The organism is Streptomyces sp. NPDC040718 (assembly GCF_055593565.1).
In genome coordinates this window covers 988,524-1,008,107 of record NZ_JBVIXO010000001.1, presented here as the reverse complement: position 1 = coordinate 1,008,107, position 19,584 = coordinate 988,524, and the positions used below count along the sequence as shown (strand labels likewise).

Sequence of the window (19,584 nt, the reverse complement as noted above, 5' to 3'; positions counted from 1 at the left end):
GACGGATCGACCTGGTCGCCACCTCAGACAGTTAACCCCGGATCTCCGAAGGGGGAGGTCGGATCGTGACGACCACCAGCTCCAAGGTTGCCATCAAGCCGCTTGAGGACCGCATCGTGGTCCAGCCGCTCGACGCCGAGCAGACCACGGCCTCTGGCCTGGTCATCCCGGACACCGCGAAGGAGAAGCCCCAGGAGGGCGTCGTCCTCGCGGTCGGCCCGGGCCGCTTCGAGGACGGCCAGCGTCTCCCGCTGGACGTCAGCGTCGGCGACATCGTGCTGTACAGCAAGTACGGCGGCACCGAAGTGAAGTACAGCGGCGAGGAGTACCTCGTCCTCTCGGCCCGCGACGTGCTCGCGATCGTCGAGAAGTAAGTCATTTCTTCAGTTTTGTTTTGAGCTGCGCCCCTGGTCACCCCTGCTGATGCCGGGCGGCGAGGGGCGTAGTTCGTTCCAGGCGGTCGCGGTGAGCGGCCGGGGATCGCAACGAGAGGGCTGAACCGCTCCCATGCCGAAGATTCTCAAGTTCGACGAGGACGCCCGTCGCGCCCTCGAGCGCGGCGTCAACAAGCTTGCCGACACGGTCAAGGTGACGATCGGCCCCAAGGGCCGCAACGTCGTCATCGACAAGAAGTTCGGCGCCCCCACCATCACCAACGACGGTGTCACCATCGCCCGCGAGGTCGAGCTGGACGACCCGTACGAGAACCTGGGCGCGCAGCTCGTGAAGGAGGTGGCGACCAAGACCAACGACATCGCGGGTGACGGCACCACCACCGCCACCGTGCTGGCCCAGGCGCTCGTCCGCGAGGGTCTGCGCAACGTCGCCGCCGGCGCTTCCCCGGCCGCCCTGAAGAAGGGCATCGACGCCGCGGTCAAGGCCGTGTCCGAGGAGCTCCTCGCGACCGCCCGCCCGATCGAGGACAAGTCCGACATCGCCGCCGTGGCCGCGCTCTCCGCGCAGGACTCGCAGGTCGGCGAGCTCATCGCCGAGGCGATGGACAAGGTCGGCAAGGACGGTGTCATCACCGTCGAGGAGTCCAACGCCTTCGGCCTGGAGCTGGAGTTCACCGAGGGCATGGCCTTCGACAAGGGCTACCTGTCCCCCTACATGGTCACCGACCAGGAGCGTATGGAGGCCGTCCTCGACGACCCGTACATCCTGATCAACCAGGGCAAGATCTCCTCCATCCAGGACCTCCTGCCGCTGCTGGAGAAGGTCATCCAGGCGGGTGGCTCCAAGCCGCTGCTGATCATCGCCGAGGACGTCGAGGGCGAGGCCCTCTCCACCCTCGTCGTCAACAAGATCCGCGGCACCTTCAACGCGGTGGCCGTCAAGGCCCCCGGCTTCGGTGACCGTCGCAAGGCGATGCTCCAGGACATGGCCACCCTCACCGGTGCCACCGTCATCGCCGAGGAGGTCGGCCTCAAGCTCGACCAGGCCGGTCTGGACGTCCTCGGTTCCGCGCGCCGCGTGACCATCTCCAAGGACGACACGACCATCGTCGACGGTGGCGGCAGCCACGAGGAAGTCGCCGGTCGCGTCAACCAGATCAAGGCCGAGATCGAGTCCACGGACTCCGACTGGGACCGCGAGAAGCTGCAGGAGCGCCTGGCGAAGCTCGCCGGCGGCGTCTGCGTCATCAAGGTCGGCGCCGCCACCGAGGTGGAGCTCAAGGAGAAGAAGCACCGCCTCGAGGACGCCATCTCCGCGACCCGCGCCGCGGTCGAGGAGGGCATCGTCTCCGGCGGTGGCTCCGCGCTCGTCCACGCCGTCAAGGTCCTGGAGGGCAACCTCGGCCTGACCGGCGACGAGGGCACCGGCGTCTCCGTGGTCCGCCGCGCCGCCGTCGAGCCGCTGCGCTGGATCGCCGAGAACGCCGGCCTCGAGGGCTACGTCATCACCTCGAAGGTCTCCGAGCTCGACAAGGGCCAGGGCTTCAACGCCGCCACCGGCGAGTACGGCGACCTGGTCAAGGCCGGCGTCATCGACCCGGTCAAGGTCACCCGCTCCGCCCTGGAGAACGCCGCCTCCATCGCCTCCCTGCTGCTCACGACCGAGACCCTGGTCGTCGAGAAGCCGGCCGAGGAAGAGGCCGACGCCGGCCACGGCCACGGTCACGGCCACAGCCACTGACGCGTCCGCGCGCTTCGACGAGAAGGCCCCCGTCCCACCGTGTGAACGGTGGGACGGGGGCCTTCCCGTCTGCCGGGGCCGCCCGGGCGGCCGTCACTCCATGACGCCCAGCTGCCGCATCACGGCCATGGCGTCGTAGTGCCACCAGCCTTCCTTGATCATGCCGTCCTGACATCGGAAGACCGTGGTGCCGGTCATCGTGCAGGTCTTGCCGGTGGGGGCGACGCCCATGAACTCGCCCTTGTGCGTGCCGGTCCAGGTCCACAGCGTGGTGACGTAGTCGTCCTGCGCCATCTGGGCGTCACGGGTGAAGGTGAAGTCGAAGGCGGCGCGCCACATCTCGACGTCCTCGCGGATCGCGGCGTGGCCGTGCTTGTCCTCGGGGTTGGAGATGTCGTGGTCGTGGTAGTCCGGGGCGAAGACCTCCTCGATGGCGGACATGTCGCCCTTCATCGAGATGTCGTCGTACATCCGGTTCGCCAGCAGGGTGTTGAGGTGCTCGTCACGGACCGCGTCGAGGTTGGTGAACGTCGGCATGCCGTCGCACAGCGACACCATCTCGTGGAACATCCGGTCCGTCTCGGGGAGGTCGGAGTTCTTCATGGCCTCCTCGTACGACGGGAACTCGACGAAGTTCACGTAGTGGTCCGTTTGTTCGCGGTCCTTGGCCACGATGCTGTGGGTGACCGTGCGCTTGCCCCGGCTCTGGGCGACGTACTTGTCCAGCAGGTCGTTCATCGCCTCGGGCTGGTGGGTCCTGTAATCAACCAGTTGTACGAATGTCATGGTGGGCTCCCGTGCTGGGTGGGACATGTCCAGTTTAGGGAGGATTCACCCGTTCAGCCCGGTCTATCGGCGGGTCACTGGGGCCCGTACTTGCGGCCCGTACGGGAGGACATCCCGCCGAGCAGACCGCGCGGCGTCAGCTTCACCACGCCCATCAACGCCTTGTAGCGCGGGTCCGGGATCGACACGGTCTTGCCGCGCGCCAGGTCGGCCAGTGCCGCGGCCACCAGCTTGTCCGCGTCGAGCCACAGCCAGCCCGGGATGTTGTCCGTGCCCATGCCCGCCCGCTCGTGGAACTCGGTCCGCACGAAGCCGGGGCACAGGGCCATAAGGCGCACCCCGGACCCGCCGAGGTCCCGCGCCGCGCCCTGGGTGAACTGCACGACCCAGGCCTTGCTGGCGCCGTAGGTGCCGCGCGGTACGAAGGCGGCCACGGAGGCCACGTTGACGACCCCGCCGCGGCCGCGCGAGCGCATCGACTCCGTCGCCGCCGAGGTCAGCCGCAGCACCGCCTCGATGTGCACCTTCAGCATGGTCAGCTCGTCGGCCATGGAGACTTCGAGGTAGCGGCCCTTGTTGCCGAAGCCCGCGTTGTTGACGAGCAGGTCCACCGGGTGCGTACGGTCGCCGAGGCGGGTCTCGACGGCCTTGATGCCCTCCTCGGTGGAGAGGTCGGCGGCCAGTACCTCCGCCTCGATGCCGTGCCGGTCGTGCAGCTCGGTGGCCTGTTCGGCGAGCCGCTCGGTGTCGCGGGCCACCAGTACGAGGTTGTGGCCCTGGGAGGCGAGCCGCCGGGCGAAGGCGGCGCCGATGCCCGCCGTGGATCCTGTGATCAGCGCAGTCGTCATGTGCGCAAAATAGCCGCCCGCGCCGACGCGCGTGCTTCCGCGGGCACATGCGTGCGATCCCGTGATACCCGGACCCCGCGGCGCGGTCGCGCGGCCCGGCTTCCTCGGGTCCCCTTCCCAAAGCGGCGGCTGGGGGATTGGCGTCGCGGTCAAAGCCGGTCTTATGCTCGGAGGGTGATCGAGGCACGCCACCTCCGGATCCTGCGCGCTGTCGCCGGGACCGGTTCCTTCTCCGCCGCCGCCCGCGAGCTCGGCTGCACCCAGCCCGCCGTCTCCCAGCAGATGAAGGCCCTGGAGCAGTCGGCCGGGACCCCGCTGCTGGTGCGCACCGGCCGCGAGATGCGGCTGACCCAGGCCGGTGAGGCCCTGGTGCGGCACGCCGCCGGCATCCTGGCCGGACTGACGGCCGCCGAGGAGGAGGTCGCGGCCATCGCCGGGCTGCGGGCCGGCCGGGTCCGGCTCGTCTCCTTCCCGAGCGGCAGCTCCACGCTGGTTCCCACCGCGCTCGCGGCGATGCGCGCCGCGCACCCGGGTACCCGTATCTCGCTGGTCGAGGCGGAGCCGCCGCGGTCCGTGGAGATGCTGCGCGAGGGCGACTGCGACGTGGCGCTGGCCTTCCGCTACGCCGGGGCGTCGACCGTGGCCGAGTGGGAGGACCTGGTGGTCACCCCGCTGCTGACCGACCGGCTCGTCGGGCTGGTTCCCGAGGGCCACCGGCTGGCGGGCGCCGCGCGGGCGGGCATGGCCGAGCTGGCGGACGAGCCGTGGATCGCGGGCTGTCCGCGCTGCCGCCGCCACCTGGTGGAGGTGTGCGAGGGCGCGGGCTTCACCCCGCGGATCGACTTCGCCACCGACGACTACCCCGCAGTGGTCGGGCTGGTCGGGGCGGGGCTGGGGGTGGCGGTGCTGCCGGAGCTGGCGGTGGAGTCCGTGCGCGCGAAGGGCGTGAGCATCCTGGCCGTGGAGCCGGCCGTGGAGCGGGAGGTCGTGGCGCTGACCCTGCCGGACCTGGCGCGCGTACCGGCGGTGGCGGCGACCCTCGGCGAGCTGGTGCGGGCCGCCGCCCGCTGACCGTACGGGGCGTACGGCCGGACGGGTGACGGCCCGGACCTGGGTCACGGCGGCGCGCTCGGGATCGCGCGCGGATGTGAGGGAACGTTCCTTCGGATGTCTTTCCGGGTGGGTGTGCGCTTCGGGCGGGCCGGCCGTCAGTGCGGCGGGACTGGGCCGATCGTGCTGGAGGCGGGGATCAGCCGGTGCCGTGCGCGGCCCATCAGCTCCTCGCGTTCGTCCTCGGTGAGCCCTCCCCACACCCCGTAGGGCTCTCGGACGGCGAGTGCGTGCGCGGCGCATTCCGAACGCACCGGGCAGCGCATGCAGACCTCTTTAGCCGAGGCCTCGCGCGCACTCCTGGCCGCGCCCCGCTCGCCTTCCGGGTGGAAGAAGAGGGAGCTGTCGACCCCGCGGCAGGCGGCCAGCAGCTGCCAGTCCCAGAGGTCGGCGTTCGGTCCGGGGAGGCGGGAGAAATCTGCCATTGGTAGTCCTCTTGGTGCCGGGTACTACGCGGATACGGTCCATGTCTCCACACCTACTGTCGTAGTAGATGTAAATATGACTCATTGGGACCCTAGCCTCAGACACATGGCAAACGGAAGGAAAGCCGCCAAATAGGGCATAGCTCCAGATGGAGGACAGTTGGCTCGCGCCTCCGGCGCGGTGATCGCTTCCTCACGTAGAGTGCCGAAGGTGTCCGTCCGACCCGTAACTCTTTCGAGTGACCATCGTTGAGAGAGCGAGTGCGGTTGAAACGAGAGGTTCCCGGACAGGTGTCCGAGGGCGTCGACCGCACAGGTGACGATACGTACCAGCCTGGAGGCTCAAGGTGACGCGCATCAGCAGCTGCGGAGGGCGGTCATGACTTCCGTCCTCGTCTGCGACGACTCCCCGCTTGCCCGAGAGGCGCTCCGTCGCGCGGTTGCCACCGTGCCCGGCGTCGAGCGTGTGACGACGGCTGCCAACGGCGAGGAAGTCCTCCGCCGCTGGGGTGCCGACCGCTCCGACCTGATTCTGATGGATGTACGGATGCCCGGCCTGGGCGGTGTCGAGACGGTCCGCCGACTCCTGTCCGCCGACCCGGGCGCCCGCATCATCATGCTGACGGTCGCCGAGGACCTGGACGGGGTGGCCCTCGCGGTCGCCGCCGGCGCCCGCGGCTACCTGCACAAGGACGCCTCGCGCGCCGAGTTGCGGGCCACGGTCACCCAGGCGCTCGCCGACCCCACCTGGCGGCTGGCCCCGCGCCGGCTCCGCTCGGCCGAGATGGGGGCCGCCCCCACCCTGACCGCGCGCGAGATCCAGGTGCTGGAGGGCATGAGCCACGGCCGGTCCAACGCGGAGATCGGGCGCGAGCTCTTCCTCTCCGAGGACACGGTCAAGACGCATGCCCGCAGGCTGTTCAAGAAGCTCGGCGCCTCGGACCGGGCGCACGCCGTGGCACTCGGCTTCCGCTGGGGTCTCGTCCGCTGACGCGGTACCGGCGGCCGGCGGCGGCCGCGGTCCCGTCCGCCCGCGGCGGACGGGGCGGCAGGCGTCCGCCGGCGCCGCCGGGACGGAAGCCGCGGAAAGTCCCGCCGCACCCGGTGTCACGCCGGGGATTGGCGGGGCACAATCCGGGGGACGTGTCGCTTCGGGCGCGATGCCGCATCCTTGAAGGTGTGCCGCATTCTTGGAGAGGTCGAGTCCCGCGGGACGACGATTCGGGCCGAGCGGAGGGGAGGGCGCAAATGATGAGTTCCGGCGCACCCGCTCATAACGCTTCGATGCACAACACGGACCGCGATGCCGCGAACGCTCCCGCGCCAAGGCACCATGGATTGATGCGCGACGACGAGGCCCTGGGGTCACCCGCGGCCACAGGCCCCACCGGCGCCGCCAAAGGCGGCAACGCCGGGGCCGTCGGCGCGCTCGTACGCCGTGCCGTCGAGGGGGACGAGCAGGCCACGCACGATCTCCTGGCCTTCGTGCACCCCCTCGCCCTGCGCTACTGCCGCACCCGGCTGTCGCGGCTCCCCGGTGATGCCCGTCACTTCGTGGAGGACCTCGCGCAGGAGGTCTGCGTCGCCGTGCTGATGGCGCTGCCCCGCTACCGGGACACCGGCAGGCCCTTCGAGGCCTTCGTCTTCGCCATCGCCGCGCACAAGGTCGCCGACCTCCAGCGGGCCGCCATGCGCCATCCCGGCAGCACGGCCGTGCCCTCCGACGAGATGCCGGAGCGGCCGGACGACTCGCTCGGCCCCGAGGAGCGGGCGCTGCTCAGCAGTGACGCGGCCTGGGCCAAGAAGCTCCTCGCGAACCTGCCGGAGAACCAGCGCGAGCTGCTCGTCCTGCGGGTGGCCGTCGGGCTGACCGCGGAGGAGACCGGGCAGATGCTCGGCATGTCCCCGGGAGCGGTGCGCGTGGCCCAGCACCGGGCCCTCAGCAGGCTCCGCGCGCTCGCCGAGCAGTGACCCCTGCCGGAGCCTCGGGTTCCCTTTCGCGCCGTTTTCTGTCGTAGGAAGCGACGAAAATTGCGGTTGACCTTGGTCGTGGAATGAGACGCCCCGGGATCCCGTTAGCATGGACATCCGCGCTGAGCAAGACCATTTGGAAGGTGTCATGACCGCCGACGGAGTACCCGACAAATTCGCCACGCTCGGACTGACCTACGACGACGTGCTGCTGCTGCCGGGCGCGTCGGACATGGCTCCGGACGAGATCGACACCTCTTCGCTCATCTCGCGCAACGTCCGGGTGAACGTTCCGCTGCTGTCCGCCGCCATGGACAAGGTCACCGAGTCCCGCATGGCCATCGCGATGGCCCGCCAGGGCGGCGTCGGCGTGCTGCACCGCAACCTGTCGATCGCCGACCAGGCCAACCAGGTAGACCTGGTCAAGCGCTCCGAGTCCGGCATGGTCACCGACCCGATCACGGTGCACCCGGACGCGACGCTGCGCGAGGCCGACGAGCTCTGCGCCAAGTTCCGCATCTCCGGCGTCCCGGTCACCGACCCGGCCGGCAAGCTGCTCGGCATCGTCACCAACCGCGACATGGCCTTCGAGTCGGACCGCAGCCGCCAGGTGCGCGAGGTCATGACCCCGATGCCGCTGGTCACGGGCAAGGTCGGCATCTCCGGCGTGGACGCCATGGAGCTGCTGCGCCGCCACAAGATCGAGAAGCTTCCGCTCGTCGACGAGGCGGGCATCCTCAAGGGCCTCATCACGGTCAAGGACTTCGTCAAGGCCGAGAAGTACCCGAACGCCGCCAAGGACAAGGACGGCCGCCTGCTGGTCGGCGCCGCGGTCGGCGTCGCCGGCGACGCGTACGAGCGCGCCCAGGCCCTGATCGAGGCGGGCGCCGACTTCATCGTCGTCGACACCGCCCACGGCCACTCCCGCCTGGTCGGCGACATGGTCGCCAAGATCAAGTCGAACGCCCCCGTCGACGTCATCGGCGGCAACGTCGCCACCCGCGACGGCGCCCAGGCGCTCATCGACTCGGGCGTCGACGGCATCAAGGTCGGCGTCGGCCCGGGCTCCATCTGCACCACCCGCGTCGTCGCCGGCATCGGAGTCCCGCAGGTCACCGCGATCTACGAGGCCTCCCTCGCCGCCAAGGCCGCCGGCGTCCCCGTCATCGGCGACGGCGGCCTCCAGTACTCCGGCGACATCGCCAAGGCCCTCGTCGCGGGCGCCGACACGGTGATGCTCGGCTCGCTGCTCGCGGGCTGCGAGGAGTCCCCGGGCGAGCTGCTCTTCATCAACGGCAAGCAGTTCAAGTCGTACCGCGGCATGGGCTCGCTCGGCGCGATGCAGTCCCGCGGCGACCGCAAGTCCTTCTCCAAGGACCGCTACTTCCAGGAGGGCGTGGGCGGCGACGACAAGCTCATCCCCGAGGGCATCGAGGGCCAGGTGCCCTACCGCGGCCCGCTCTCCGCGGTCGTCCACCAGCTGGTCGGCGGCCTGCGCCAGTCGATGTTCTACGTCGGCGGCCGCACCGTCCCCGAGCTCCAGGACCGGGGCCGCTTCGTCCGGATCACCTCGGCGGGCCTCAAGGAGAGCCACCCGCACGACATCCAGATGACGGTGGAAGCACCGAACTACAGCCGCAAGGGCTGAGCACGACGATCGCCCGAGGGGGCGGGCCCGGCCGGGCCCGCCCCCTCGGGCGTGCCCGGGGCCGTCCGCGGTCGTCCGTACAGCGGTCACCGGAACGCGGCCCCCCGCCGTTCGGGGATACTGGACGGGCAGACCCAGAGGAAAGGCCACCACACGTGACTGAGATCGAGATCGGGCGCGGCAAGCGCGGCCGCCGGGCGTACGCCTTCGACGACATCGCCATCGTCCCCAGCCGGCGTACGCGGGACCCGAAGGAGGTCTCGATCGCCTGGCAGATCGACGCGTACCGCTTCGAGCTCCCCTTCCTGGCCGCCCCCATGGACTCGGTGGTCTCCCCGCAGACCGCGATCCGCATCGGCGAGCTCGGCGGCCTCGGCGTGCTCAACCTCGAAGGCCTGTGGACCCGCTACGAGGACCCGCAGCCGCTGCTCGACGAGATCGCGGAGCTGGACGAGGCGGCCGCGACCCGCCGTCTCCAGGAGATCTACGCCGCGCCGATCCAGGCCGACCTGATCCGGCAGCGGATCAAGGAGGTGCGCGACTCCGGTGTCGTCACCGCCGCCGCGCTCTCCCCGCAGCGCACCGCCGAGTTCTCCAAGGCCGTCGTCGACGCGGGCGTGGACATCTTCGTGATCCGCGGCACCACCGTCTCCGCCGAGCACGTCTCCGGCGCCGCCGAGCCGCTGAACCTCAAGCAGTTCATCTACGAGCTCGACGTCCCGGTCATCGTCGGCGGCTGCGCCACCTACACGGCGGCCCTGCACCTGATGCGCACCGGCGCCGCGGGCGTCCTCGTCGGCTTCGGCGGCGGCGCGGCGCACACCACGCGCAACGTGCTCGGCATCCAGGTCCCGATGGCCACCGCCGTCGCCGACGTGGCCGCGGCCCGCCGCGACTACATGGACGAGTCCGGCGGCCGCTACGTCCACGTCATCGCCGACGGCGGCGTGGGCTGGTCCGGCGACATCCCGAAGGCCGTGGCCTGCGGCGCCGACGCCGTGATGATGGGCTCCCCGCTGGCCCGCGCCACCGACGCCCCGGGCAAGGGCAACCACTGGGGCATGGAGGCCGTCCACGAGGACGTGCCGCGCGGCAAGAAGGTGGACCTCGGCACCGTCGGGACCACCGAGGAGATCCTCACCGGCCCGTCGCACACCCCGGACGGCTCGATGAACTTCTTCGGCGCGCTCCGCCGCTCGATGGCCACCACGGGCTACAGCGAGCTCAAGGAGTTCCAGCGCGTCGAGGTCACGGTCGCGGACTCGCAGCACAGCCGCTGACCCGTCGTCCCGTACGTACGCCGGAGGGCCGGCACCCCGAGTGGGGTGCCGGCCCTCCGGCGTACGCGCGGGCCGGATCCTGTGCAAGCGCCGGCGCGGCGAAGGCCGGAGTCCGGCCCAGTCCACGCCCCGGCCGGTGTCCGGTCCGGGGGTGCGTGCTCCGGCGCCGCGTACCCGGTGTCAGTCGTTGGCCTTCTTGGCCGCCCCGACGGCGACGAGGACGCTGATGCCGATGTAGGCGAGGGCCCAGCCGTCCACGCCCTCCTTGACGATGTCGTTCAGGCCGCTGATGCCGATCTTGTCGATCAGCTCGGACAGGCCGACCTTGTTGAGGTCGGCCAGGGCGAGGGCGAAGAGGAACATCTTGCCGAGGTAGACGGCGCCGATGGACACCAGGCCCGCGATCGCGGGCGGGACCGGGCCGCGGCCGCCGATCTTCCCGGCGGCGTAGCCGACGAGGAGGCCGATGCCGATCGCGCCGAAGGCCCGCTCGCGGTCCATCGCGTACATGATGCCGCCGTACGCCGCCGCGGCGGCCAGGCCCGCGACGACGGCGGCGACGATGCCCAGGCCTACGTTGCCCTTGCGGGCGGGGGCCGGGGCGGGCACCTCGGCGTAGGGCGTGGGCGTGGGTGTGGGCGGCTGGAAGTTCTGGCTCATGGTGGTCCCCCCCAGGGAATCGGCGCACGGGGCCCGGAGGGCGTAAGTGCGGGATAAGCGAAGCCGCAGGCTAACAGCGGACGGTGGAATTCCACCGGGGGATTTCGGTCGGGTGACCGGACTGGGATCCGGCCGTGACCTGGGTTGGGGCGCGGTCAGAGGCGGTGGGCCGCGCCGGCCGGGCTGGCGCCGCGGGTGTCGAGGAGGAGCTGCGCCTTCACCGCCAGGCCCTGCATGTCGTACGTGCGGTGGTGCTGGAGCAGGATCGTCAGGTCGGCGTTGGCGGCGGCCTCGTAGAGCGAGTCGGCGCGCGGCACGGGCTGGTCGCGGACCCGCCAGCCCGCGATGTACGGGTCGTGGTAGCTGATCAGCGCCCCGAGGTCGAGGAGCCGGCTGGCGATCTCCCGGGCCGGTGAGCCCTCCTGGTCGGCGAGGTCGGGCTTGTAGGTGACGCCCAGCAGGAGGACGCGGGCGCCGCGCGCGGACTTGCCGTGCTCGTTCAGCAGGGTGGCGCAGCGCTGGATGACGTACTGCGGCATCCGGTTGTTGATCTCCTGGGCCAGTCCGACCATGCGCAGGGGGTGGCCCGGGGTGCGGGTGGTGTGGGGGAGGTAGTTGGGGTCGAGGGGGACGCCGTGGCCGCCGACGCCGGGGCCGGGGCGGAAGGCCTGGAAGCCGTACGGCTTGGTCTCGGCGCAGCGGATGACGTCCCACAGGTCGACGCCGAGGTCGTGGCAGAGGACGGCCATCTCGTTCATCAGGGCGATGTTGACGTGCCGGTAGTTGGTCTCCAGGAGCTGTACGGTCTCGGCCTCGCGCAGGCCGCGGGCGCGGACGACCTTCTCGGTGAGGCGGGCGTAGAAGGCGTGCGCGGACTCGGTGCAGGCGGGGGTGAGGCCGCCGATGACCTTGGGGGTGTTGGAGATGGTGTGGGTCCGGTTGCCCGGGTCGAGGCGGCTGGGGGAGTAGGCCAGGTGGAAGTCCCGGCCGGCCCGCAGGCCGGAGCCCTCTTCGAGGACGGGCCGCAGGTAGTCCTCGGTGACGCCGGGGTGGGCGGCGGACTCCAGGATCACGGTGGTGTGCGGGCGCAGCCGGGCGGCGAGGGTGCGGCCCGCCTCGCCGACGGCCCCGAGGTCGAGCGCGCGGTCGGCGCCGAGCTGGGTGGGGGCGCAGATGACCGCGGTGCGGACCCGGCCGAGCTCGGCGGGGTTGGTGGTGACACGGAAGCCGGCCGCCGACATGCGGCGGATCTCGGCGGCGGTGAGGGTGCTGTCCGTGGCGGGGCCGCTGTCGTAGCCGACGGTCTCGATCCCGGCGGCTACGGCCGCCTGGGCGAGGGGGAGGCCGAGGTGGCCGAGTCCGATGACGGCGAGATCTGCGGGCATGGGGGGCGGTCCCTTCCCTTCCCTGGCATGCATGAGGGGGCGGTGCGCGCAAGTCCTGTGGACGACCGGAGCTGGCGCAATGTCAGACTAGGCGTATATATGACAGATATGTCGCATTGTGGGGTGGTGGTCGCCGTTGTGTTGTCCACAGGCGGTGGCTGATGTGGGTGCGGCCGGTCAGAATCGAGAAGCGGGGGGATGTGAGCGGGATCACCCGCACCGAGCGGGTAGGGCCCGCACCGACGGGAGGCAGCCGTGAGGACAGCGACACTGGGACCGGCGCAGCGCGCGGAGGCGCTCGCCCGGATGGCCGAGCGGGAAGTGGACGTTCTGGTCGTCGGCGCGGGCGTGGTCGGCGCGGGCACCGCGCTGGACGCCGTGACCAGAGGCCTTTCCACGGGCCTGGTGGAGGCCCGTGACTGGGCGTCCGGGACGTCGAGCCGGTCGAGCAAGCTGATCCACGGCGGCCTGCGGTACCTGGAGATGCTCGACTTCGCCCTCGTACGGGAGGCGCTCAAGGAGCGCGGGCTGCTGCTGGAGCGGCTCGCCCCGCACCTGGTGAAGCCGGTGCCCTTCCTGTACCCGCTCCAGCACAAGGGCTGGGAGCGCTTCTACGCCGGCTCGGGCGTGGCCCTGTACGACGCGATGTCCGTCTCCAGCGGGCACGGGCGCGGCCTGCCCACCCACCGCCACCTCTCGCGCAAACGGGCCCTGCGCATCGCCCCGGCCCTGCGCAAGGACGCTCTGGTGGGCGCCCTCCAGTACTACGACGCCCAGATGGACGACGCGCGCTACGTCGCCACGCTGGTCCGGACGGCCGCGGCGTACGGGGCGCACTGCGCCAACCGGGCGAGGGTCGTCGGCTTCCTGCGCGAGGGCGAGCGGGTCGTCGGGGCGAAGGTGCGCGACGTGGAGGGCGGGGGCGAGTACGAGATCCGCGCGAAGCAGATCGTGAACGCGACCGGGGTGTGGACGGACGACACCCAGGCGCTGATCGGGGAGCGCGGGCAGTTCCACGTACGGGCCTCGAAGGGGATCCACCTGGTCGTCCCGAAGGACCGGATCCACTCCAGCACCGGGCTGATCCTGCGGACCGAGAAGTCGGTGCTGTTCGTGATCCCGTGGGGCCGGCACTGGATCGTGGGCACCACGGACACGGACTGGGACCTGGACAAGGCACACCCGGCGGCGTCGAGCGCGGACATCGACTACCTGCTGGAGCACGTGAACTCGGTGCTGGCCGTGCCGCTCACGCGGGACGACGTCCAGGGCGTGTACGCGGGCCTGCGGCCGCTGCTGGCCGGGGAGTCGGACGCGACGAGCAAGCTGTCCCGCGAGCACACGGTGGCCCATCCGGTGCCGGGCCTGGTGGTGGTGGCGGGCGGCAAGTACACGACGTACCGGGTGATGGCGAAGGACGCGGTCGACGAGGCGGTGCACGGGCTGGACCAGCGGGTCGCGGCGTGCGTGACGGAGGACGTGCCGCTGGTGGGGGCGGAGGGCTACCGGGCCCTGTGGAACGGCCGCGCGCGCATCGCCGCGCGGACGGGGCTCCATGTGGTGCGGGTGGAGCACCTGTTGAACCGCTACGGATCCCTGTCGGAGGAGCTGTTCGACCTGATCGGGGCCGACCCGGGGCTCGGGGAGCCGGTGACCGGGGCGGAGGACTACCTGCGGGCGGAAATCGCCTACGCCGCGTCGCACGAGGGCGCCCGGCACCTGGACGACGTGCTGACCCGGCGGACCCGGATCTCCATCGAGACCTTCGACCGGGGAACGCGATCGGCGCGCGAGTGTGCGGAATTGATGGCTCCGGTGCTGGGCTGGGACAAGCAGCAGATCGAGAAGGAGGTCGAGCACTACGAGAAGCGGGTACAGGCGGAGCGGGAATCACAGCGCCAGCCGGACGACCAGACGGCGGACGCGGCACGGCTGGGGGCGCCCGACATCGTCCCGTTGTAACTCCGAGATACAGGAGGGGGAACCGGCGGCCCCGGGGCTCCCGTCGGATGCGGAGTGAGCAACAATGAGGTTTCTGCCGGGGTGGATTACCGTGCCCCCCGGCGGCTGCCGAGGCAGCCGGGGCAGGCTGCACGATCGCAGAGGGGACGCATGTCGAAGCCGGAGCACACCGAGTCGTCTGCCGGGGCGCCTATGGCGAAGCTGGATGACGGGGCCGGGGCGGCCGGTTCCGCTGCCGCTGCGAAGGTGTCGAAGGCCGCGTCGGCCGGGGGCGCCGAGGCCACCGCCGTGCCCCGGCCGCGTTCCGCCGCCACGGCGAAGCCCGCTCCGGCCGGGGGCGTTGAGGAGCCGGAGCCCGCAGCGGACTCCGACGCGCCCGCGGAGGACGCGTCCGCGAAGGTTCCGGTTGAGAAGGGCACTCCTGCGAAGGACGCGCCCGCCACGAGGACCCCTGCCGAAGACGCTCCCGCGAAGGACGCTCCCGCGAAGGTGAACACGGAGAAGTCCACCTCCGCGAAGGCGGCGGCGGAGGGCGCTCCTGCGGAGGCGGCCCCGGCCAAGGTCGAGCCCGCCACGGCCGCTGCGGAGAACGGTGCGTCCCCCGACGGTGCTTCCGCGAAGGCGGGCGTGGGAGCGGGCGGCACCGCCAAGGGCACGTCCGCGGACGCGGTGCCCGCGGAGGGCGCGCCCGCCAAGGCGGTCTCCGAGAAGTCGGCCCCCGCCGAGGGCGAGCCCGCCGATGTGGCGCCCGCGAAGGCCCCTCCCGCCGCGGCGGTCGCGGCGGACGAGGGGGAGGGCGACGAGGCGGCCGAAGAGGCGCGGCGCGAGGGACGGTTGCTGGCCGGGCGGTACCGGCTGGGCGCCGTGCTCGGCAAGGGCGGCATGGGCACCGTCTGGCGCGCCGAGGACGTGGTCCTCGGCCGGACGGTCGCCGTCAAGGAGCTCCGCTTCGGCAACGGCGTCGACGAGGACGAGAAGCGCCGCCTCATCACCCGGACCCTCCGCGAGGCCAAGGCCATCGCGCGGATCCGCAGCGAAGGCGCCGTCACCGTCTTCGACGTCGTCGACGAGGACGCCCGCCCCTGGATCGTCATGGAGCTCATCGAGGGCCCCTCGCTCGCCGAGTTCGTCCGGGAGAACGGCCCGCTGACCCCGCACCGCGCGGCCGAGGTCGGCCTCGCCGTGCTCGACGTGCTCCGCGCCGCGCACCGCCAGGGGATCCTGCACCGCGACGTGAAGCCGTCCAACGTGCTGATCGCCGCCTCCGGCCGCGTCGTGCTCACCGACTTCGGCATCGCCCAGGTGGAGGGCGACCCCTCCATCACCTCCACCGGCATGCTCGTCGGCGCCCCCTCGTACATCTCCCCGGAGCGCGCCCGCGGCCAGAAGCCCGGCCCGCCCGCCGACATGTGGTCCCTCGGCGGGCTGCTGTACGCGGCCGTCGAGGGCGTGCCCCCGTACGACAAGGGCAACGCCCTCGCCACCCTCACCGCCGTGATGACCGAGCCCGTGGACCCGCCGCGGAACGCCGGCGGCCCGCTGACCGAGGTCATCTACGGGCTGCTGGTCAAGGACCCGGCCCAGCGCCTCGGCGAGGACCAGGCGCGGACGATGCTCACCGCCGTCGTCAACGCCCCCGAGCCGGTCGCCGAGCCGGAGCCCCAGCCGGTTCCGCCGGTCGAGGAGACCCGCCCGATCTCCCTCACCAAGGCCGACGCGGCGGCCGAGAAGGCCGCGAAGAAGGAACGCGAGCGCCGTGAGCGCGAGCAGCGCGAGCGGACCCGTGCCGCGCTGAAGGCCGCCCGCAAGGCCGCCGCCGCCGAGGCAGCGGCCGCTGCCGCGGCCGAGGCACCCCCGGCCCGTCCCGCGCAGGCCGGGGCCTCGCTCACCGACGTGGTGTCGCGCCGCACCATCGTGCTGGCCATAGCCGCGGTGGTCGTCGTCCTCGCGGTCGTCGGCTCGCTCATCGCGTACCTGGTCAAGGGCGACGGCAAGGACGGCGGCCGCAAGAACGAGGGCAAGGGCGGCCCGGTCGCCTCCGGCAGCCCCTCGCCCGGCACCTCCGCCGGCAACGGCCCCGCCGCGTCGGCCGGTTCCTCGCCGAACGCGAACCCGAGCGGCACCCCGGGCACGCCCGTGCCCGGCGGCACCCCCGGCGGCACCGACCAGGGGCAGGGTCAGGGGCAGGGCCAGAACCCGGCGCAGGGCCAGAGCCAGGGCCAGGGCGCCAGCCCCGGCGGCCCCGGCGGACTCCCGGCGGGCTTCGCCACCGTGACGGACCTGCGGTTCCACTTCTCGATGGCCATGCCCGAGGGCTTCCGCCAGACCGACACCGCGGGCGAGAACTCCGGCGCGATATACAGCCGCGACGGAGGCTTCCCGAGGATCCAGGTCGACTACACCGGCAGCCCCGGCAACGACGCCCGCCTCGCCTGGAACAAGCTCGCCCCGGCCGTCGCGGGCAGCAGCAAGAACTACCGCCTGATCCGCCTGGACGGGGTGAACTACCGCAACTACCCGACCGTCGCGGACTGGGAGTTCGAGCGGGACCAGCAGGGCACGCGGGTCCGCGTCCTCAACCGCGGCTTCAAGGCGGACGCCACGCACGGCTACGCCATCATGATCAGTTGCGCCGCCGACCAGTGGGACGGTCCCGAATGCGCGCAGCTGCGCGACACCGCCTTCCAGACCTTCCAGCCGTTGGGCTGACGGGCCTCGCAAGCCCGGGACGCGGGCGGCCCCGGCGACGTATCGTGTCCAGCGGGGGCCATGGGGGACCGCACTCGGGGGAGGCGATGTGGAGGACTACGCCGGCCGGATCCTGTCCGACCGCTACCGTCTGCCGATTCCGCCGTCCGACGAGTACGAGCTGATAGAGACCCGCGCCTTCGACACGCGCAGCGGGCAGGAAGTCCTCGTCCGGCAGGTGCCGCTGCCCGAGGTGGTGGACGCGGAACTGCTCGACGGAACCGGTGCGCACGCCGTGGCCGCCGGGGAACTCCCCGCCGTCCGGCGTGCGATCGCCGCCGCCCAGGCGGCCGCCTCCGTGCCGGACCATCCCCGCCTCGACCAGGTCTTCGACGTGTTCGCGGAGGACGGCTCGCTGTGGATAGTGAGCGAACTCGTCCCCGCCAGGCCGCTGGCCGCGCTGATCGCCGACGAGCCGCTGAGCCCCTACCGGGCGGCGGAGGTCGCCTCGGACGTGCTGACCGCGCTGCGCGTGCTGCACGCGCACGGCTGGACGCACCGCAACATCACGGCCCGGACCGTGTTGATATGCGAGGACGGCAGGGTCGTCCTGACGGGTCTGGCGGCGGGTGCCGCCGAGGAGGCCCTGTGCGGGTACGACCCGGTGCCGCAGCCGGACACCGGGGAGCCGGGCGGGGAAGCGGGCGCGGACGCCGCCTGGGGCACCCCGCCGCCCCCGGACCCCGCGCCGGAGCCCCCGCCCGCCGGATCCCGCGACGAAGGGCCCCGGTACGCGCCCCTGGTGGCGCCCGGGTACGACACCGGCCCGCGCTACACGGACCACATCACCCCGGATCCGGATCCGGCACCGGAGCCGGCCCGCCCCGCGCCGTCCCCCGGGCAGGACCGGGCCGCCGCCGAGGCGGCCGCCCGCGCCGGGACCGTCGCCGCGTACCGGGCCGGAACCCGGGCCGCCACCGCCGAGGTGGCCCGGCAGCGCGGCGGGCGAGGCCCCGTGGTCGTGCCGGTGCTGCCGCCGACCGGGGCCAATCTGCCCCAGGAGTACGCGTACCCGTACGGGGGTCCGGACACCGCCGCCGCCACGCCCTGGCACGGAGTGGCCCCCCGCCGCCCGGCCGAACCGCAGACGCCGCCGCAGCCCGAGCCCCAGCAGCCGGAACCGGAGCAGGCCGAGCCGGAGCCCGAGCGCCCGGAGCCGGCCCCCGGGCCCGCCCCGGCCCGGCCCGCGCTGCCCGCCCAGCTCGCCCTCCCGCAGGGCTACCGCCAGGCCGAGCCGGCCGCGCCCCCCGAGCCCGCCGCGCCGGTACGGCCGCCGGCGCCCCGCCCGGCCCCGCGCCCCGCCCCCGCCTCCCGCGTCGGCACCGGCACCGGCACCCGCGGAGCCTGGGGCGGCCCCCGCACCGGCCTCGACGCCGAGCGGGCCCGCCAGACCCGGATGGCCGTCATCGGCCCCCTCACCGAGCGCTGGGCGCCCGAGCAGGCCGCCGGCCCCGTCCACGGCAACTGGCAGCTGGCCGCGCCCGTAGGCCCCGCCGCCGACCTGTGGGCCCTCGGAGCCCTGCTGTACCGCGCCGTCCAGGGGCACGCCCCGTACCCCGAGGACAGCGTCGCGGAACTCGTCGAGATGGTCTGCGCCGAGCCGCCCGCCTTCGCCGAGGACTGCGGCCCGCTGCGCCCCGTCGTCGAGTCCCTGCTGCGCCAGGACCCGGCCGAGCGGCCCGACTTCGAGGAGCTGCGCGGCTGGCTGCGCTCGCTGATCCGCTCCGCCCCCGAACCCGAGGGGGACTTCGCCGGACTTCCGATGCCCGAGCCGGACCCCGCCCGGCTGCCCGTCGTACGCCGCCGCGGTGATCTGCACGGGCGCCACCGCAACCCCGCCGCCCCCCGCAAGCCGCGTTCCCCCGGCCGGCTCCTGCTGGTCGGCGTACTGGCCCTGCTCGCGGGCGGGGTGGCGTACGCGATGCTCTTCCTGCCCCGCGACACGGACTCCGGGCAGCAGCCCACGGCCGCCCAGAGCCCGGCGGCGTCCGCCTCCGGCCCGGCCGGCACCCAGCAGGGCCCGGCGCCCAAGCCCGCGCAGACGCCCGGGCGCACCCCGGGCGGAGCCCCGGAGTCCAAGCCCGCCCCGCCGGGCGACGCGCCCGCACCGGAGGGCTACACCGTCCAGCAGGACCCGGCGCACTTCAGCATCGCCGTGCCGGGCGGCTGGGAGCGCCAGTCCATCAACGAGGCCGGGCAGGTGCGCTACACCCAGGGCCAGTTCACCCTGATCGTCGTAGCCGGCCGGGACCGGGTCGAGGGCGGCGATCCGGATCCGCTGGGCTACCAGAAGGACAAGGAGCCCGAGCTGGCCCCGTACCGCAACTCCACCTGGGCGTCCGGCGGGGACGTCAAGTCCACCAAGGTCGGGCAGCAGTTGCGGGTCACCGGCCGCTACACCTGGATCGACGCGGCGGGCCGGTCCCTGTTCGCCCGCAATTTCGTGGTCGCGCTCGGCGGCGCCTACCACGTCGTCATGGTCACGGGACCGGAGGACAACCAGGACAAGGTCACCGACGTCTTCGAGAAGGCGACGGCGAGTTACAAAGCAGGCGGCTGACGGACGGTCAGTACGGCGATTGCGTCACAGTGCTGTCCTATGGGCCCCGCCTTGTTCCGGCAGCG

At 72.5% G+C, this 19,584-nt stretch carries 15 protein-coding genes; 10 read left to right on the top strand and 5 right to left on the bottom strand.

What is annotated here, in order from left to right; translation table 11 throughout:
* The first annotated feature begins 65 nt into the window (after positions 1–65).
* Together groES and groL are read left to right on the top strand one after the other, a co-directional pair.
* Complete coding sequence (groES, locus tag ACZ597_RS04635; protein WP_053682586.1) at positions 66–374, top strand: co-chaperone GroES; 309 nt, start codon at positions 66–68, stop codon at positions 372–374.
* 133 nt (positions 375–507) lie between these two features.
* Positions 508–2,136: a chaperonin GroEL gene (gene groL / locus ACZ597_RS04630; protein WP_471324849.1), complete on the top strand. Its 1,629-nt coding sequence runs from the start codon at positions 508–510 to the stop codon at positions 2,134–2,136.
* Between the two features lie 93 nt (positions 2,137–2,229).
* Here groL and ACZ597_RS04625 read toward each other — a convergent pair whose 3' ends face one another.
* Together ACZ597_RS04625 and ACZ597_RS04620 are read right to left on the bottom strand one after the other, a co-directional pair.
* On the bottom strand, positions 2,230–2,922 hold the full coding sequence (locus ACZ597_RS04625) for an ester cyclase (protein ID WP_471324846.1): 693 nt from the start codon (positions 2,920–2,922) through the stop codon (positions 2,230–2,232).
* A gap of 74 nt (positions 2,923–2,996) precedes the next feature.
* Positions 2,997–3,770, bottom strand: coding sequence for an SDR family NAD(P)-dependent oxidoreductase (locus ACZ597_RS04620; protein WP_471324844.1), 774 nt, complete (start codon positions 3,768–3,770; stop codon positions 2,997–2,999).
* A gap of 174 nt (positions 3,771–3,944) precedes the next feature.
* On the opposite strand from ACZ597_RS04620, the gene ACZ597_RS04615 reads away from it, so the two are divergent.
* A complete protein-coding gene (locus ACZ597_RS04615) occupies positions 3,945–4,841 on the top strand; it encodes a LysR family transcriptional regulator (RefSeq protein WP_471324841.1) in 897 nt (298 codons plus the stop codon).
* Between the two features lie 137 nt (positions 4,842–4,978).
* On the opposite strand, the gene ACZ597_RS04610 is transcribed toward ACZ597_RS04615, so the two are convergent.
* On the bottom strand, positions 4,979–5,305 hold the full coding sequence (locus ACZ597_RS04610) for a WhiB family transcriptional regulator (protein WP_030298281.1): 327 nt from the start codon (positions 5,303–5,305) through the stop codon (positions 4,979–4,981).
* Between the two features lie 379 nt (positions 5,306–5,684).
* On the opposite strand from ACZ597_RS04610, the gene ACZ597_RS04605 reads away from it, so the two are divergent.
* The 4 genes from ACZ597_RS04605 (at position 5,685) to ACZ597_RS04590 (ending at position 10,204) form a co-directional block, all read left to right on the top strand.
* Positions 5,685–6,296: a response regulator transcription factor gene (locus tag ACZ597_RS04605; RefSeq protein WP_003948568.1), complete on the top strand. Its 612-nt coding sequence runs from the start codon at positions 5,685–5,687 to the stop codon at positions 6,294–6,296.
* A gap of 350 nt (positions 6,297–6,646) precedes the next feature.
* Positions 6,647–7,276 (top strand): sigma-70 family RNA polymerase sigma factor, encoded by a 630-nt coding sequence (locus ACZ597_RS04600; protein WP_007265958.1) that lies wholly within the window; start codon positions 6,647–6,649, stop codon positions 7,274–7,276.
* 148 nt (positions 7,277–7,424) lie between these two features.
* Positions 7,425–8,924: an IMP dehydrogenase gene (gene guaB / locus ACZ597_RS04595; RefSeq protein WP_471324838.1), complete on the top strand. Its 1,500-nt coding sequence runs from the start codon at positions 7,425–7,427 to the stop codon at positions 8,922–8,924.
* A 155-nt stretch (positions 8,925–9,079) separates the two neighbouring features.
* Positions 9,080–10,204 (top strand): GuaB3 family IMP dehydrogenase-related protein, encoded by a 1,125-nt coding sequence (locus ACZ597_RS04590; protein ID WP_471324835.1) that lies wholly within the window; start codon positions 9,080–9,082, stop codon positions 10,202–10,204.
* Between the two features lie 180 nt (positions 10,205–10,384).
* Here ACZ597_RS04590 and ACZ597_RS04585 read toward each other — a convergent pair whose 3' ends face one another.
* Positions 10,385–10,864: a hypothetical protein gene (locus ACZ597_RS04585; RefSeq protein ID WP_471324832.1), complete on the bottom strand. Its 480-nt coding sequence runs from the start codon at positions 10,862–10,864 to the stop codon at positions 10,385–10,387.
* A 155-nt stretch (positions 10,865–11,019) separates the two neighbouring features.
* A complete protein-coding gene (locus ACZ597_RS04580; RefSeq protein WP_471324829.1) occupies positions 11,020–12,249 on the bottom strand; it encodes a nucleotide sugar dehydrogenase in 1,230 nt (409 codons plus the stop codon).
* A 255-nt stretch (positions 12,250–12,504) separates the two neighbouring features.
* Here ACZ597_RS04580 and ACZ597_RS04575 point away from each other — a divergent pair, with 255 nt between their 5' ends.
* The 3 genes from ACZ597_RS04575 (at position 12,505) to ACZ597_RS04565 (ending at position 19,519) form a co-directional block, all read left to right on the top strand.
* Positions 12,505–14,211, top strand: a complete 1,707-nt coding sequence (locus ACZ597_RS04575; RefSeq protein ID WP_471324826.1) for a glycerol-3-phosphate dehydrogenase/oxidase — start codon at positions 12,505–12,507, stop codon at positions 14,209–14,211.
* Positions 14,212–14,403: 192 nt separating this feature from the next.
* Complete coding sequence (locus ACZ597_RS04570; RefSeq protein ID WP_471324823.1) at positions 14,404–16,920, top strand: serine/threonine-protein kinase; 2,517 nt, start codon at positions 14,404–14,406, stop codon at positions 16,918–16,920.
* A gap of 88 nt (positions 16,921–17,008) precedes the next feature.
* A complete protein-coding gene (locus tag ACZ597_RS04565; RefSeq protein ID WP_471324820.1) occupies positions 17,009–19,519 on the top strand; it encodes a protein kinase in 2,511 nt (836 codons plus the stop codon).
* Positions 19,520–19,584 lie beyond the last annotated feature (65 nt).

What these genes read in the sequence shown, in the direction of transcription:
- groL (WP_471324849.1), top strand. Translation starts at nt 508, where the DNA reads ATGCCGAAGATTCTCAAGTTCGACGAGGACGCCCGTCGCGCCCTCGAG.
- ACZ597_RS04625 (WP_471324846.1), bottom strand. Translation starts at nt 2,922, where the DNA reads ATGACATTCGTACAACTGGTTGATTACAGGACCCACCAGCCCGAGGCG.
- ACZ597_RS04620 (WP_471324844.1), bottom strand. Translation starts at nt 3,770, where the DNA reads ATGACGACTGCGCTGATCACAGGATCCACGGCGGGCATCGGCGCCGCC.
- ACZ597_RS04610 (WP_030298281.1), bottom strand. Translation starts at nt 5,305, where the DNA reads ATGGCAGATTTCTCCCGCCTCCCCGGACCGAACGCCGACCTCTGGGAC.
- ACZ597_RS04605 (WP_003948568.1), top strand. Translation starts at nt 5,685, where the DNA reads ATGACTTCCGTCCTCGTCTGCGACGACTCCCCGCTTGCCCGAGAGGCG.
- ACZ597_RS04600 (WP_007265958.1), top strand. Translation starts at nt 6,647, where the DNA reads ATGCGCGACGACGAGGCCCTGGGGTCACCCGCGGCCACAGGCCCCACC.
- guaB (WP_471324838.1), top strand. Translation starts at nt 7,425, where the DNA reads ATGACCGCCGACGGAGTACCCGACAAATTCGCCACGCTCGGACTGACC.
- ACZ597_RS04585 (WP_471324832.1), bottom strand. Translation starts at nt 10,864, where the DNA reads ATGAGCCAGAACTTCCAGCCGCCCACACCCACGCCCACGCCCTACGCC.
- ACZ597_RS04580 (WP_471324829.1), bottom strand. Translation starts at nt 12,249, where the DNA reads ATGCCCGCAGATCTCGCCGTCATCGGACTCGGCCACCTCGGCCTCCCC.
- ACZ597_RS04570 (WP_471324823.1), top strand. Translation starts at nt 14,404, where the DNA reads ATGGCGAAGCTGGATGACGGGGCCGGGGCGGCCGGTTCCGCTGCCGCT.